Source organism: Legionella sheltonii (genome assembly GCF_026191355.1).
GTDB lineage: Bacteria > Pseudomonadota > Gammaproteobacteria > Legionellales > Legionellaceae > Legionella > Legionella sheltonii.
This window is the reverse complement of the sequence record NZ_JAPHOQ010000004.1, coordinates 213,080-227,981: the sequence shown is the minus strand read 5'-3', so window position 1 is coordinate 227,981 and position 14,902 is coordinate 213,080. Positions and strand designations below refer to the sequence as shown.

The window sequence follows — 14,902 nt, the reverse complement described above, 5'->3', positions numbered from 1 at the left end:
CCGATTCCGAATCATGAACAGCACTACCTTTAATGACTATGAACAAATTTTTCTGCCCATATATGACGAGAATAAGCATAGTAATTTAATAGTGACATTAAACCTATGCCTGCACCCATGATGATATTTTCTCGCAAGGGTCCCTCACCAAAACAAAGGATACCAAACCGCAGCCAAAAACTTTGCAGGTTAATAATAAAAACTGAGTAAAGGGTAAATAGGAGCAGACGTTTTAATTTTAACGACCAAGCTGTTTTATTTTTGTCAGCAAAAGTAATTTTATTATTCAGAATAAAATTATTAATAATTGCTGCACATACTGCAATTTGTGCGGCTTGAAAAGGAGAAAATTGAAAATATTCACGCAGTATATTATAAGTAATAAATTGTACAGCGATACCCAAAGAGCCAACAAGGCACATTTTTAAATAGCGTCTGATTTCATGATACCGTAGTGTAAAAACAACGCGTAATGAATCAACAATGCTGTTTTTAGGTAGTTTGCTGTATCCTTCATTTCGATCGATAAAATCAATGGGATATTCACGAATTTTTGCTTTGTTTTTATGCAAAAGCCATAACAGTTGTATTTTATATGCGTAATGATTCGTAAGGAAGCTACGAGGTAGAATTTTTAAAAGCTGTTGTCGTCGAGTAGCCCGAAAACCGCTAGTAAAATCCTTATACTTAGGAGTAAGAACGGCTCTAGCAACATAATTACCTAAGATAGAGAATAACTTACGATGAAATTCCCAATCCTTAGGAATGCTGCCGCCTTTTACATAACGGCTGCCCAATACACAATCACAGGTTTGCAACATGTCCAACATAGGGAGAATGTACTTGGGCTGATGGGAAAGATCGGCATCAAATTCAAAAATAATATCAGCATCCAGAGAGGTTAAAGCATAATTCATGGCTTGCAAATAAGCAGAGCCAAGCCCGGATTTTGTTTTTTCGTTGCATAAATGTAAATTTGGATAATTATTTTGTAATGCAGCAACGATTTGTTGGGTGTTATCTGTAGAGTCACTATCAAAAATTAAAATATGTATTTCATAGCGCGCTGTTGTCTCTACCGATGCAAAAACTTGTTCTATTGTCGTTTGAATGACTGACGCTTCATTATAGGTTGGAATGATAATAACTACTTTCTCTTTTTTTGATGAATTCATTTCGTTAAAATCAGATGAATTACTTGCATCAAGAATCAACTTTATATCTCGGATTATGGACATTTGGGCAGTGAGTGTATCAATTAGTTTTTAGAAAAAAAAGGGGGGACTTCTGTTCTTAAATTTTTTTCCTTGATTTCGAGTTTGCAGCATTTTTTCTATTTTTAACTATTTTTTTTCAGAAACTTAACACTATTGTTTTAAGCTGTTTTTGGTAACTCGTAGTACAATTGAGCCATTCATCTCACTTCACCTGAATGATTTTTTATGGGCAAAACAAAAATAAGTCTCATAAAACATACTTTTTTTAATAATTCATTTAAAAAAATTGATTTTTCTTTTAAAGAAGAAGATTTTAATTTGGATCGATTAAAGTCTGAACTGTCATCGTTATATCAAATAGTTGTCTCGAATAAATCTCTTTGGAATGAAGAACATTTTACAGCCCTTTATTTGTACTTTCTGTGCGATTTATTGATTTCTTATTACCAATTGGATTATGTTGGCTCTGATTTGGAGAAATTTAAAAAACTTCGTCAAGACCTCGAAACACTTTATAAAGTAACTCCTGTGCAAAAACAAAAATCGATTGATGGTTTCCCTGAGTTGATAGTAGAGAAAATACGGTCGAATTTGTCTTCATTAACCAGTATTTCTAAATTGCGTACATATTTCGGCAATATAAATACGTTCCGTTCTCAATTTTCTTATAGCCGCGGTTTTGCAAACTATGCAATTATTTATCTTCAAAAAAGTTCATTTTCTGAAATAATTCAAGACCTTAATAAGTTACTTGGTAATCAGTACAGCTTTATCGAAGGGATTAACTTTTTAAATAAATCTCGTGAAGCCATTACGGATTTGGGTATTTTTCTCTATGCACTTCGTTTTCTTATTAATATGATTCTTTTGATGAAGCATATTATCGAGTCTGCAATAAATGATGAATTATCAACAAAAAAAGTATTGCAGCAAGAACTGGAAAAGCGTGGCTTTACTATGGCGAGTGATTTGGTATGGTCTGTAGTCGGGTTACTTACTACCTATAATAAGTTTTTTCATATTGCAGAATCAGCTGCCTCAGTAATAACCATCGCATTTCTAACGTTTGACACGCTTTTATATTTAGCTCAATGGCTTTTCGAAGCCAGCAAATATCAAAATCGTTTACAGGAGTTACAGGTGCAACTCAGAGATGCAACCCCTTTTGAACGCGCGGTTATTCAACGACAAATCGATGTGTTAAATGACGAATGGGAGGCTCAATGCACCTATTTTACAATCAACATTCTTGCTGCAAATTTAATTGCCACCTGTTTTGCCATCAGTTTGTTATGCACAGGTCCACTGTCTTTGGCAGGACTCGCATTGTTTAGTTTGCTGGGTAATGCCATGTATAATACTGCAGAAGAATACAAAAAATATCAAAAATCTTTAATTGCGGTACGGCGTGAATTGGCAAATGGTGCAGTTCTAGATGATGAACATCATCACCAACTTTTAAAAAAATTGAATGCTGAATGCGACAAAAATTGTCTTGAATTTTGGAAAACCTTAGCTTTTAATGTGGGAGGAATCGCCTTTATTATTACTGCAGCCGCAGCATCTTGGCCAGTTGCTTTGGGTTTAACCTGTCTCTATGTGGCTTATCGATTATACGATGTGTATCAAAAACAACATGATATTAAAAACGATACTCAAGATGTTTATCGCCTTTTAAATCAGGATGAATCGGAACAAACAACTTTGGTATTTGCTTAAGGTCTGTTCGTCCATTTCCCCCGCCGCGTCATCCCGAGCGCAATGAGGGAACTCCCCGCAGTAGCTCGGTGTGATGATCGGAAATCCCTCGATGTACTCGGGAGGACGAACAGACCCGATTACAACATGACAGCAATGCCCAAATTGACGTAATGCATAAAACCACCTAAATAATTGTATAATTGTTGTCCTCCACTGAGATTCAATACAGTATTAGGGAGTGCTAGAAATAAGATGCCCCCATCAAAGTTAAAGCCTGCACTTTGATTCGCGCTAATTTTACTTTGACCATAGACCTCTACATAAAGAGAAACTTTGGCACTTGGTGAGAAACCCAAAGAAATATCAGGGTTGATTGTATTGAAATAATTGCCGCCACTCAGTTTGGGATCACTGAGTCTGCTTATACCCAGTTGTCCGGTAATGCTCAATTGATCGTTAAATTCATAGTAGGCAATCCCATTGAAGGTGATACCCCAGTGATTGCTGCCATAAGCAGCACTTCCAGTCGGCGTATCGGCAATTCCTTGCAACGCAAAGACCCAATCATTTTTATAGGTGATGGTGTGTTTTAAACCAAAGCGAATATCCGTACTTCCTGTTCCTGGAAAAGTTTTTTGATCAATGTAGGTGGATGGAAGAACAAAAAGTTCATTATTTGCTGGTAAACCCATACGAATATTCGCATTAGGAACATTTTGTTGGACACCTGCATGATAAGGCAATTGTTGATCAATGTAGTTTAATTCAGTGAATACCTTTTTAAAGGGAATGGAACAAGGGCTATTCACATTACTCGGAGCACTTATAATATTTAATAAATCAGAACAAATATCATTATCGGCAATTGCAGTAAATGGAGTTGCAGTAAGAATGCAAAAAACAATTTTAATTTTAATACGGTTCAAAACTCATTTACTCCATTAAATAGGCATTAAAAAATGATTTCGCGCACCCTGAAATTTTTACAACAGTACCTCGTCATCCCAAGTCCAACATGGGATTTCCCATCGCAATACCCTGTGCCACATCATGAGGAGCCCTCGCTGGACTCGGGATGACGTGGGGGCAGTGTCCTAAGAGCACGTCATTTGAGCTAAAAAAGTAGAATGCAAATAGACTCTATATACTACAAAAATACTCTAAACTATGTATATAAAATTGTAATTTTAAGGATTAGATTATGGCTGTTACAACTGGATTATCTGGGAATGAAATATATTGTTTACAGCTTAAAAATTACTCTCCGGGAACTATAGTTGTTGGAAATAGTGTTCATTCTTTGGGGGTTATAGGCAGTGTCGGTTCTGGTTTTAAAGCGATATTAGGTGGTGAGTTAACGCAGATTACTTCACTTATAGAAGAGGGTAGGGAAACCGCATATAAGCGAATGTTAGAGGAGGCTGTTAGCAAAAATGCAACAGGGATCACTGGAGTCACCAGCCAATTAATAATGCATGGAGCCAATATTGAATTTTTATCAATAGGTTCGGTGATTTATGCTGACAGCGGGGCTGATAAGAACAAGTTTTCAACTTCAGCAGATGGGCAGGAATTATATGCCCAGCTTGATGCCGGATACAAACCAATTTGTTTTGCTTTTGGCAATGTAGCCTATTCTATGGGCTTAGGCCGAGGGATAATTGGCAGTTTAAAAACGTTGGCTCGGGGTGAAATCAAGGAGTACTCTGATATTTTCAATAAAACCAGGCACTTGGCCTTAAATCGTATTATCGCCCATGCGCGACAATATAAAGCGAACGCAGTACTGGGTATTAAGACAACCGTTCTTCCATTTGGTGGCGTCAGTGAAATGCTGATGATAGGAACTGCTTCGCAAAATCCGCAATTAATCACGGCTATGGATAATGATGTAGTTACTAGTGACATGACGAATGTTGAAATGTGGAATATGGCGCGTTTAGGTTATGCTCCTATGAAGTTACTTTTGGGTACATCGGTTTATTCTCTAGGATTAGTAGGTGGAATTACCTCTGCAATTAAAGCATTTGTCCGCGGAGAAATTAATGAGCTGACGCGGTTGATTTATCAAGCCCGTGAAAACGCCTTGGCAATTATCAATGAAGAAGCACAGGCCATAGGGGCAGATGATGTGGTGGGGGTCAAAACCTATGTGTATCAATTAGGGAATGGCTTAATTGAGTTTCTTGCCATAGGTACTGCCGTCAAAAAGACTAACCGTACTAAAACGGAATCAGAACAATTGCCACCTCAGGCAATTATTGTCGATAAAGATACTTTTTATGATTCAACTAACTTAAACAGCCTGGCTGTTAATGTGAACACGGGAACCAAACCGATTAATAGAGGGAATTTATCTCTCTTGGCTCCTTTATTAATCATAATCGCTTTAATAGTCATTCAATTTCTTATGAGGCGATAACGTTCTTGTTATTTGTTTTTTAGCTCATACTTTCTAACATCTTTATAAATTATAAGCTATTATTCAAACACCTCTAATCATAAAAGGAATGAATCATGTCAGAAAATTCTATGGGACAATTCTGTTGGAATGAGTTAGCTACTGCCGATGTACACAAGGCGAAAGAGTTTTATGGCAAAGTACTAGGCTGGCAATTTAAAGAAATCCATTCTGACGAAACGATGACTTATACGCTGATACAAACTAAAGATAAGGATGTTGGTGGTATGTGGCAAATTCCGGCAAATCAACAAAAAGAAATACCCCCACATTGGATGGCTTATATTCTGGTGAATAATGTTGCAGATACTCTGGCAAAATCAAAGCAAAACGGAGCTCATGAGGTAAAAGGAGTTACTCAGGTAGGCGATATGGGTAGTTTTGCAATTATTAAAGATCCTACAGGTGCTCACATCGCATTTTGGGAAACTCAGAGTAAGTAACGGTTTTGTTATTGCCGCTGGTTTAAAAATTCCCCTTCCCATGATTTTGGGCGGGGTACGTTGAGGGCCACTGCATTATGCCCTCATCCGCCCTAAAGGGTCGCCTTCTCCCTAGGGGGAAAGGAAATCGCCTAATATTGAATCCAATCTTGTTCGGGTAAATTTTCCATAGGTAACAGTTCATAGGTTTTAAAGACGTCCCCATCTCGAGATAAAAGAATCGCTATAGGGCGGGTTTTTTCAAAATGAGCAAAGATAATCATCATCATTACGGTAATAGGCACTGAGAGAAACATGCCTAATATTCCCCATATCGCACCCCAAACTGCTAAAGCAATTAAGATGACTAAGGGACTTAGATTCAATGAGTTACTTAAGTAACGTGGCTCAATTAAATTTCCTACAACAAATTGAACTGCGCCTAAGCCTATAATGATTTCAGTAAAAGGAATCCATCCGGTAAATTGGACAATCGCAAGTGAGGCTGGGAAGGCAATCGCGATAATCGCGCCAATATTGGGAATAAAATTGAGGAAAAAGATAAGCAGAGCCCAAAATTCCGCGAAATCTAATCCAACCCACTTCATAATAATCCAACTGGCAATGGCAGTGCTGATACTCAAAATGGATTTCAAACCCAAGTATGTCTGGGTGTTATTAACAATGTGAATAATGATGTTGTTAATCAGTAGGCGTCCTTCTAATGTAGGGAACAAGGCATCGATTTTTTTTAGGAAAAAATGCTGCTCCACAAACAAAAAAGCCACATACAATAAAATGAGTACGGTTGAACTTGCTAAAGTAGTGAATACTCCATAAACATTCACAATAATGGTTTGCAGGTTTAGGGTCTTGATCATGCTGTTAATACTTGCTAACAGTTCAATATGAAATTTTCGATCAATGTCGTTAGAAATGGTTAATAAATGTTCTTGATAGCGACCTGAAGCTGCGATGACATTATTTACATTATTGGTAATGATATTAATAAAAACAAAAACTAAAACAGCAACGATTGTAAATGCAAAAATCATACTGAGCCAATTGGGCAGAAGGGCGCCTAACTTTGGTATTTGCTGAATGATATTACTGATGGTATTGAGAAGATTCCAAATAAAAACCGCAATGACCAAAGGAATCAGCACATGGCTGCCTACAATAAGAAAGTAGCCGACTATCCATATGATAATTAATCCGGATGTAAAAAGAACGATGCGGCTCATGAGCTCACTCCTAAAAAATGAGTTGGCTGAGCTGAGTGGGGTTTATTTCAAATATATCGCGCATAAGACAATTCCTTTTGAAATTTTTTAATTCATCTATATTAGCACTGTTCGATTAGGATAAGAATTTAAAAATAGAGATTATAAAATAAGGAAGTGATTTACTTGTAGCCTGGATTAAGCGAAGCCGTAACCCGGGGTAAGTCCATATAATTTCCGGGTTGAATTCTATTTCGCTGCTCTCAAGCTACAAGTAAAATTTTTTATCTTAGAATTTCATTGAGAAGCAGCTGCATGGGTCATCCTCAGAATCGCTAGGAGACTTTTTGGGCATGAGATTGCGTTTTGTAGTGTTAAATTGTTGTCTAAAATCCTCTTTTAAGCCAAGTGTGCTTTTCTCCGGTTCGCATAATGGCTGAAACCCAATATATTCCACGATGGCATTGATGTATGCTTTGAGCTTATTCCAAATGCCAGGAGCGGCCATTAAGGTTGGCTCGTAACTTAAAATAGCTGATCGACATTCTTCAGCAAATTCTCGACAGCAAAACGCGTATTCAAAGACATTCATCGGTTGATTGGTGTCTTTGTTGAAGGTTTGCTGTATTTCATCTAACCTAGCATCGAGTTGTTGTAACGCATTGATGATGTCTTTAGAATGGTTTTCATTTGCTTCAGCTTTTAATTCAACCCTCAAATCACTAACTGTATTATAGACGTTGGGCTTGGATGAACCAAATTTTTTTAATCCAGCTTTCACTTGATCCGCTTTCTTTGCACCCCAGTTCCACTTAAAAAATGCCATTTTATCACCTCATTACTTTACATTAAAAATTTTATCTTTCGTTGTTGTCGAGAAAATGTAGCTCACTTTAGCACAAACAGATCTTAAAATAACAGTATTTTTCAAAAAAAGAGCATTTGTAGGTTTTTAAACAATCTAATAGATTAAAAAACAATCAATTAACTTGGCTACAGGTACTGGATCATCCATGTGTACATGATGCCCCCCTTCAACCTCATAAAGCGTACAATTTTTGATTGCGCGCATTCTTGCTTGAAAAACCTCTTCAGGATAAGGTACCCCTTGTTTTGCCCGAATGAGACATAATGGAGCTTTAATCGCTTGCAACATCGCTCTTAGTTCATCCTCAAATGGAAGGGTCGACGCGACACAATGCAAACGTTTATCAAAAGTCCAACGCCAGCCCTCTTTATTTTTTACAGTACCGCGCTCAACTAAAGCCTCAGCAGCTTGGTAACTGATGGAACCAATCTTCATGCGATCATGGATGGCAGCAATACGATCGGTAAACAGCGTTCTTTGTAGGGGGTTATAGGATAAATAATGCGCTGCATCGTTTTGCAAGTTTGCTGTTGCTTGTTCAATAAAATTGACCTTAGGTCCCAAGATATCAAGAAATATCAATTTTCTAACCTGCGTGGGTTGTGCAATGGCAATGGTTGTGGCCAGTAAAGAGCCTAATGAATGGGCAATGATATCAAAATGCTTCCATTTTAATGCTTTGATTAAATGCAACATCAACAACGCATCATTTTTCCAATGCGGCATAACCCCCGGAGGATAATGGCTGGAAAATCCGGTACCTGGATAGTCCACCGCAACAAGCTGTCTGTCAGGCAGCAATGGTGCCAAGAAATCAAAGCTTGCCGCGTTATCCAGTTTGCCATGCAAACACAAAACAGGATTGGGTTTTTCGGGATGCCAAATTTTTAAAGCAAGAGTAAAACCCGGAATCTGGATACTTCGTTCAACATAATTGTTCATAAATGCTTAAACAGACATCTTTGAATTGGGTGTGATGATTTTATAGGGTGTAAAAATCAGTTTATAGTCCAATAGGTGTAAAAAAAACGTAATATTATCGTTAATTATCATTTTGCTGCCCGGATTAGCGCAGCGTAATAGGTGTTTCTAATACCTGAAAAACCTTATTCACAATCTGCTGTATATCCATTTTTTCGGTATTAATGCACACATTGCAATGTTCTTGAAAATTAAATCGCTTCAACCAATGAAGTGCTGATCCTTTTAATCGATCACCCCTGGCTGCTTCTCTTTGTGCAATCGTTGTCTCAGAAGCATCAAGATAAACAAATAAAACTCCATAGTTTTCTAATGTTTCTTTATAACTTTTAAATTCATCAATAGTTGTAATAAAGGAGTCAACAATAATACTGAAGCCTTGTTCGGCAAGAAGCTTCAGGACATTGGGTATGGTGAAATAGAGTTTTGAACACAATTTCCCAGGCATGATTTCATAGGTTCCATCGGCATATTGGTGCGCATAGCAAATATCATTAGGAATATAAACTTGCGGATTGTCAGGATGTAACCCCGCAAATTTATCACCCAGCATGCCCAAATACCCATCAGTACTAAAGCTGAGCCAGCCATCACCAAGCCGACTTTGTAATTCATGACAAAGTGTTGATTTCCCAGAAGATGACGTGCCACAAACTATAATAATCATTTTTTTACCTAATAAACAAAAAGTCGATGTGGGTGTAAACTGCGATTGTGTGGTAATTTTAAATACGCTGCAATCGTTTTCTATTGTATTAGGGACTGTTTCCATTTCCTTTTTCTTCAATATACGGTCATGTTATGAGCAACGATGCGCAGATTTTTTTTGTATGTTTGCTCACCTGAGGTTGGTTTTGCTAATGAACAAACAATGCTAAAATATGCTTCATTATTCAATTAATAAACAGAGCATGCTCCATGTTAGAGAAATATTTGCGAACAGGTATAAATTATAAAAGAACCCAAGATACTTTAGAGCTGGGATTTGAATTAGCCGAGCAAGCAGAAAATCAAAAAACCAATTTCGATCCTGATATAATACAAAAAACCAAAAAAAGTGTGGAAAATATTATTTCGGAGTACAAGAAAATTCATGTGGGGTCCTCATTATGGGCTACCAAGCAAACCAAATTAATGGAGGAATTAAGGAAAACTATAAAGCCAGTACAACCAGGTTCTGATGAATCTGAAATAGTTGAGAGCATGAGATCAGGTCACCCATAAGAACCGGTTGGTTATCCTATAAGAGATAGGAGAAAAGCATGTCAAATCATAATTCAATTCGTCCTGAAGATATATTGCCTGATGGAGTGGATACTACACTAATCCATGGCAAAATCGTAAGGAAAGGAACAATTGCGGCCTTTTTAGCGAATGCCGACATTTTTGAACATCCAAATAGCACAGAGAAGCAAAAAGAAGAGGCAATTAAGGCAATGAAAGAGTTAGCGCCAGTAGTAATTGCTGTAGGTTTGCATCGACATGTTGTATTTAAAAATAAGGAAATCGAACAAATTCTTATTGAGGTGGAATAATAATTATGGGGATAACTATCTACACTGTGCTGCAGTTTGGAGATCCCTCGTTGCACTCGGGATGACGTGACTGAGCGGAGAAACTCAAAAAAGGATACTGCTCTACGGCAGTAAGATCGCCTATACTATGTATTGAATTTGCCCATTTATCATTAATTTCATGAGTTCGACAAAACATCAAAGCCTGACTTGGGCACATCCGCTCGTACAGGAATGGTTTATCCAAAAAGTAGGTGAACCCACAGAACCGCAAGAGCAGGGATGGCCTTTTATTTTATCAGGAAATGATACCCTGATTTCCTCGCCTACGGGTTCAGGAAAAACTCTGGCCGCATTTTTAGCATGCTTAGATGGTTTGGTACGCAAAGCGATATCTGGAAGTTTACAGGATCTGACAGAGGTTTTGTATGTTTCACCTCTCAAAGCACTGAGTAACGACGTGCAAAAAAATTTACTTGTACCGCTTCAGGAAATTACGGAACTCGCCAAAGAACGTGGTATATATTTACCAGAAATTCGTGTGGCCGTGAGAACTGGAGATACTCCAAACAGTGAGCGTCAAAAAATGCTCAAGCAGCCACCACATATTTTAATCACTACACCTGAGTCTTTTTATATTTTACTCACTGCAGAAAAAAGCCGTGTTAATTTAGCGGGTATCCATACAGTAATTGTCGATGAAATTCATGCTTTAGCAAATAACAAACGAGGCGCGCATTTAGCTTTATCCCTCGAACGTTTGGAAGCACTCACCATCAAACCATTTATTCGGATTGGATTGTCTGCTACTCAAAAACCTTTGGAAAAGGTAGCGCATTTTTTAACAGGCGCTAAAAAGACCAGCGTGAAATTAGTCAATATAGGGCATGCACGCCAATTAGATTTGCAGGTTGTGGTGCCTGAAATTGAGTTGGCCGCTGTTGCTTCCAATGAGATGTGGGATGAACTATACGACAAAATTACCGCTTATGCTAAGGAAAATCGTTCCACTTTAGTATTTGTAAACACCCGAAAATTGGCGGAACGGGTTGCTCATCATTTGGAACAACGTTTAGGGGAACATAAGGTTTTGGCTCATCATGGAAGCCTATCGCGAAAACTAAGGCTGGAAGCAGAAACAAAATTAAAAAAAGGCGAACTCCAAGTATTAGTTGCCACTGCATCTTTGGAGTTGGGAATTGATATTGGAAGCATTGATTTGGTGTGCCAAATCGGATCACCACGTGCTATTGCTACCGCATTGCAACGCATCGGTAGAGCAGGGCACTGGCATGCAGCCATTTCGAAAGGACGTATTTTTGCCACAACACGTGATGAATTATTAGAATGTGCTGCCCTGGTTTATGCAATACGCCAAGGAGATTTGGATCAGTTGATTATTCCACAAGAGCCTTTAGATATTTTAGCGCAGCAAATAGTAGCCGCATGTGCCACCCAGGATTGGGAGGAAAACTTACTCTTTTGCCATTTTAAAAATGCTTACCCTTATCATCATCTAACATGGGAAAAGTTTGATGAACTTCTTACTATGTTGTCTGAGGGAGTTTCCGGATCACGAGGACGCTATGGCGCTTATATTCATAGAGATCAAGTGAATCACGTTATTAAGGCACGGCGAGGTAGTCGACTGGCAGCGATAACGAGCGGAGGCGCCATTCCGGATAACGGTTTGTTTACTGTTATTGCCATGCCTGATAATGCCATGGTAGGCACTTTGGATGAGGACTTTGCTGTAGAGAGTAATCGCGGTGATATTTTTTTACTAGGTACGAATTCCTGGAAAATACTACGTATTGAAAATGGGCGTGTGCTTGTGGAAGATGCCCATGGTGCACCACCTAGCGTGCCTTTTTGGCTCGGTGAAGCTCCGGCACGAAGCATTGAACTATCACAACACGTTTCGCAGATGCGTGAAAAAATTAGTGAATTGTTGCCAGAAAAAAGTCCACAAATTGTTGATATAAAGCATTACCCTGAAATTAAGGCTGCCATTCAATGGTTGATGAGTCATTGTGGCTTAGATCATGCCGCTGCAGAACAATTATTAGAGTATGTCCGTGTAGGACGGCAAATTCTCGGCGCGGTTCCGACACAAAAAACAATCATTGCAGAACGTTTTTTTGATGAAAGCGGCGGCATGCAACTGATCATCCATGCACCTTTTGGTGCCCGTATTAATAAGGCTTGGGGATTGGCTTTACGCAAGAAATTTTGCCGATCATTTAATTTTGAATTGCAAGCCGCGGCTACTGATAATGGATTAAATATCTCTTTGGCAGAACAACACAGCTTTCCTCTGTCGGATGTGTTCCATTTTTTACATACCAATACCTTAAAAGACGTCGTTACCCAAGCGGTGTTGCAATCCCCTTTATTAGGTGTGCGCTTTCGTGCTGTCGCTTCACGATCCTTGTCATTATTACGTTTTCGTGGCGGTAAAAAAACGCCTCCAAACATTCAACGGATGTTGGCGGATGACTTATTGGCGGCTGTTTTTCCAGATGCAGCAGCATGTCAGGATAATTTGGGGGGGCGGGATGTGGTGTTGCCTGAACATCCCCTTATCGAAGAGACCATGAAAGATATTCTAACAGAAGCTTTAGACATTGATGGCTTAACGGAAGTGATTCATGCTATTGAATCCAAACACATTAAGTGTCTCGCCGTAGATACTCCAGTACCTTCTGTATTTTCTCATGAAATTTTAAATGCTAATCCTTATGCATTTTTAGATGATGCTCCTTTAGAGGAGCGACGTTCACGGGCAGTAGAAATGCGTCGTGTACTCCCTGAATCATTGTTGGAAGAGGTAGGTAAGCTAGACCCCAAAGCAGTGACCGAAGTTCAGGAACAAGCTTGGCCAGATATTCGCTCTGCGGATGAATTGCATGATGTATTGCAAACAGTGATTGTTTTTCCCGAAACAATTCACTTTTCTGAGTATCAAGCAACCTTACCTATTTGGAAAAAATATTTTATTGAATTGCAGCTCGAAGGACGAGCGGTATTAGCTAGGGTTACAGACAAAAATTATTATGTCCCTGCTGAAAAAAAGAAGACTTTTCACTGTATTTTTCCACAAGCACTATTTAGCAACGAAATGGTTGATATTGAGGAAGAGTCATGCACACAAGATGAGGGTATCTTGAAAGCAATTCGTGGCTGGCTTGCGCATACAGGACCAATTACTCAAAAGACACTCGCTGATTGTTTGCGACTTTCACCCTTGGATGTCGAACATGCCTTATTAAAATTGGAAGCCAGTGGTTATCTATTGCGTGGGAGCTTTCGAGCAGAGTGTGCTGGTGAGATCGAATGGTGTGAACGGCGTTTGTTAGCACGTATTCATCGTTACACTACAGAATCGTTACGTAAACAGATTAAACCCGTTACTCGAGCTCAATTTATGGCCTGGTTACTCAAGTGGCAACATGTGGCAAAAGGAAATCAATTACGTGGAGAGAGTGGACTGTTGGAGGTGATCAAGCAACTTCAAGGCTTTGAGCTTGCGGCCAATGCATGGGAATCGGATATTTTTCCTGCACGGGTACACGATTATGATCAGTTGATGTTAGATAAATTATGTATGAGTGGTCTTGTCGGTTGGGGGCGTGTGTCCCCTCATCCTTCGATAGCCGTTCTGGACGAAGAAACGAAGAAATCAAGACGTTTATCCCCTAGTCGAAATGCACCGATTACGTTTTTTGTGCGAGAGGATGCCGATTGGATTCCACCCCATGCACTTGTTGATAATATTGAAGAGGTGGAGAGTTTAAGCCATCCTGCACGCAATATTTACCAATTTTTACAAAAATACGGTGCTTCCTTCTACGCCGATATCGTCCGTGGGACGGGAAATCTGAAAGTAGAAGTAGAAAATGGTTTATGGGAATTGGTCGCAGCGGGTATGGTCACAGCAGACAGTTTTGATAATGTACGCACCCTGATTAGTACAAAACGTAAATACAGCAGCCGACATCGACGGAGACCTTTGTTTCCACTGAGTACGGGACGTTGGTCTTTATTGCATGTGCATGCGCAAGCAGATCAAGAGAAACGAGTGGAAGCTGCATGTTGGATGTTATTGAAACGCTATGGGGTGGTATTTCGTGATTTGCTTGTGCGCGAGAAAAATATTCCACGTTGGCGTGATCTATTGATTTTCTTGAGACGCCTTGAATTACGTGGTGAAGTACGTGGTGGTCGTTTTGTTGATGGATTTTTAGGCGAGCAATTTGCATTAGGTTATGCTGTAGACTCTTTACGGGCGATGCGAAATGAAGAACTGGATGAGATGCCGCAAATTATTTCATCCGTAGATCCTTTGAATTTAGTAGGAATTGTCTTACCCGGTGATCGGGTTTCGGCAGCAATGAAGTCGGAGATTCGGTTGGTCGGAGGAACAGTGACTTTGTAGATTCGGATTATGGTTAGACTAGGCTGGTAAGCTCGGCGGTTGGCATAAAATCCCCACTCCCGATTCGAGAGAGGGAC

General features: G+C 39.2%; 12 protein-coding genes. 6 read left to right on the top strand and 6 right to left on the bottom strand.

What is annotated here, in order from left to right; translation table 11 throughout:
* Window positions 1-29: 29 nt before the first annotated feature.
* Window positions 30-1,214 carry a glycosyltransferase family 2 protein gene (locus tag OQJ26_RS06220; protein ID WP_265703065.1) on the bottom strand — a complete coding sequence of 395 codons (1,185 nt, stop codon included), beginning with the start codon at window positions 1,212-1,214 and terminating at the stop codon, window positions 30-32.
* A gap of 228 nt (window positions 1,215-1,442) precedes the next feature.
* On the opposite strand from OQJ26_RS06220, the gene OQJ26_RS06215 reads away from it, so the two are divergent.
* Entirely contained in the window at window positions 1,443-2,936 is a 1,494-nt protein-coding gene (locus tag OQJ26_RS06215; protein ID WP_265703018.1) for a hypothetical protein, read from the top strand.
* 119 nt (window positions 2,937-3,055) lie between these two features.
* Here the strand turns inward: OQJ26_RS06215 and OQJ26_RS06210 are convergent, their stop codons facing one another.
* Window positions 3,056-3,844 (bottom strand): transporter, encoded by a 789-nt coding sequence (locus OQJ26_RS06210; RefSeq protein ID WP_265703017.1) that lies wholly within the window; start codon window positions 3,842-3,844, stop codon window positions 3,056-3,058.
* 275 nt (window positions 3,845-4,119) lie between these two features.
* Here OQJ26_RS06210 and OQJ26_RS06205 point away from each other — a divergent pair, with 275 nt between their 5' ends.
* Window positions 4,120-5,340, top strand: coding sequence for a heavy metal-binding domain-containing protein (locus OQJ26_RS06205; RefSeq protein WP_265703016.1), 1,221 nt, complete (start codon window positions 4,120-4,122; stop codon window positions 5,338-5,340).
* A 95-nt stretch (window positions 5,341-5,435) separates the two neighbouring features.
* A complete protein-coding gene (locus OQJ26_RS06200) occupies window positions 5,436-5,822 on the top strand; it encodes a VOC family protein (RefSeq protein ID WP_265703015.1) in 387 nt (128 codons plus the stop codon).
* Window positions 5,823-5,953: 131 nt separating this feature from the next.
* On the opposite strand, the gene OQJ26_RS06195 is transcribed toward OQJ26_RS06200, so the two are convergent.
* The 4 genes from OQJ26_RS06195 to OQJ26_RS06180 all read right to left on the bottom strand — a co-directional run bounded on the left by OQJ26_RS06195 (window position 5,954) and on the right by OQJ26_RS06180 (window position 9,645).
* Window positions 5,954-7,045 carry an AI-2E family transporter gene (locus OQJ26_RS06195; RefSeq protein ID WP_265703014.1) on the bottom strand — a complete coding sequence of 364 codons (1,092 nt, stop codon included), beginning with the start codon at window positions 7,043-7,045 and terminating at the stop codon, window positions 5,954-5,956.
* A gap of 268 nt (window positions 7,046-7,313) precedes the next feature.
* Window positions 7,314-7,850 (bottom strand): hypothetical protein, encoded by a 537-nt coding sequence (locus tag OQJ26_RS06190; protein WP_265703013.1) that lies wholly within the window; start codon window positions 7,848-7,850, stop codon window positions 7,314-7,316.
* A gap of 135 nt (window positions 7,851-7,985) precedes the next feature.
* Entirely contained in the window at window positions 7,986-8,834 is an 849-nt protein-coding gene (locus OQJ26_RS06185; protein WP_265703012.1) for an alpha/beta fold hydrolase, read from the bottom strand.
* Window positions 8,835-8,958: 124 nt separating this feature from the next.
* Entirely contained in the window at window positions 8,959-9,645 is a 687-nt protein-coding gene (locus tag OQJ26_RS06180; RefSeq protein WP_265703011.1) for a phosphotransferase-like protein, read from the bottom strand.
* Window positions 9,646-9,791: 146 nt separating this feature from the next.
* On the opposite strand from OQJ26_RS06180, the gene OQJ26_RS06175 reads away from it, so the two are divergent.
* The 3 genes from OQJ26_RS06175 (at window position 9,792) to OQJ26_RS06165 (ending at window position 14,825) form a co-directional block, all read left to right on the top strand.
* Window positions 9,792-10,097 (top strand): hypothetical protein, encoded by a 306-nt coding sequence (locus tag OQJ26_RS06175; protein ID WP_265703010.1) that lies wholly within the window; start codon window positions 9,792-9,794, stop codon window positions 10,095-10,097.
* Window positions 10,098-10,135: 38 nt separating this feature from the next.
* Complete coding sequence (locus tag OQJ26_RS06170) at window positions 10,136-10,408, top strand: hypothetical protein (protein WP_265703009.1); 273 nt, start codon at window positions 10,136-10,138, stop codon at window positions 10,406-10,408.
* 160 nt (window positions 10,409-10,568) lie between these two features.
* On the top strand, window positions 10,569-14,825 hold the full coding sequence (locus OQJ26_RS06165) for a DEAD/DEAH box helicase (RefSeq protein WP_265703008.1): 4,257 nt from the start codon (window positions 10,569-10,571) through the stop codon (window positions 14,823-14,825).
* Window positions 14,826-14,902 lie beyond the last annotated feature (77 nt).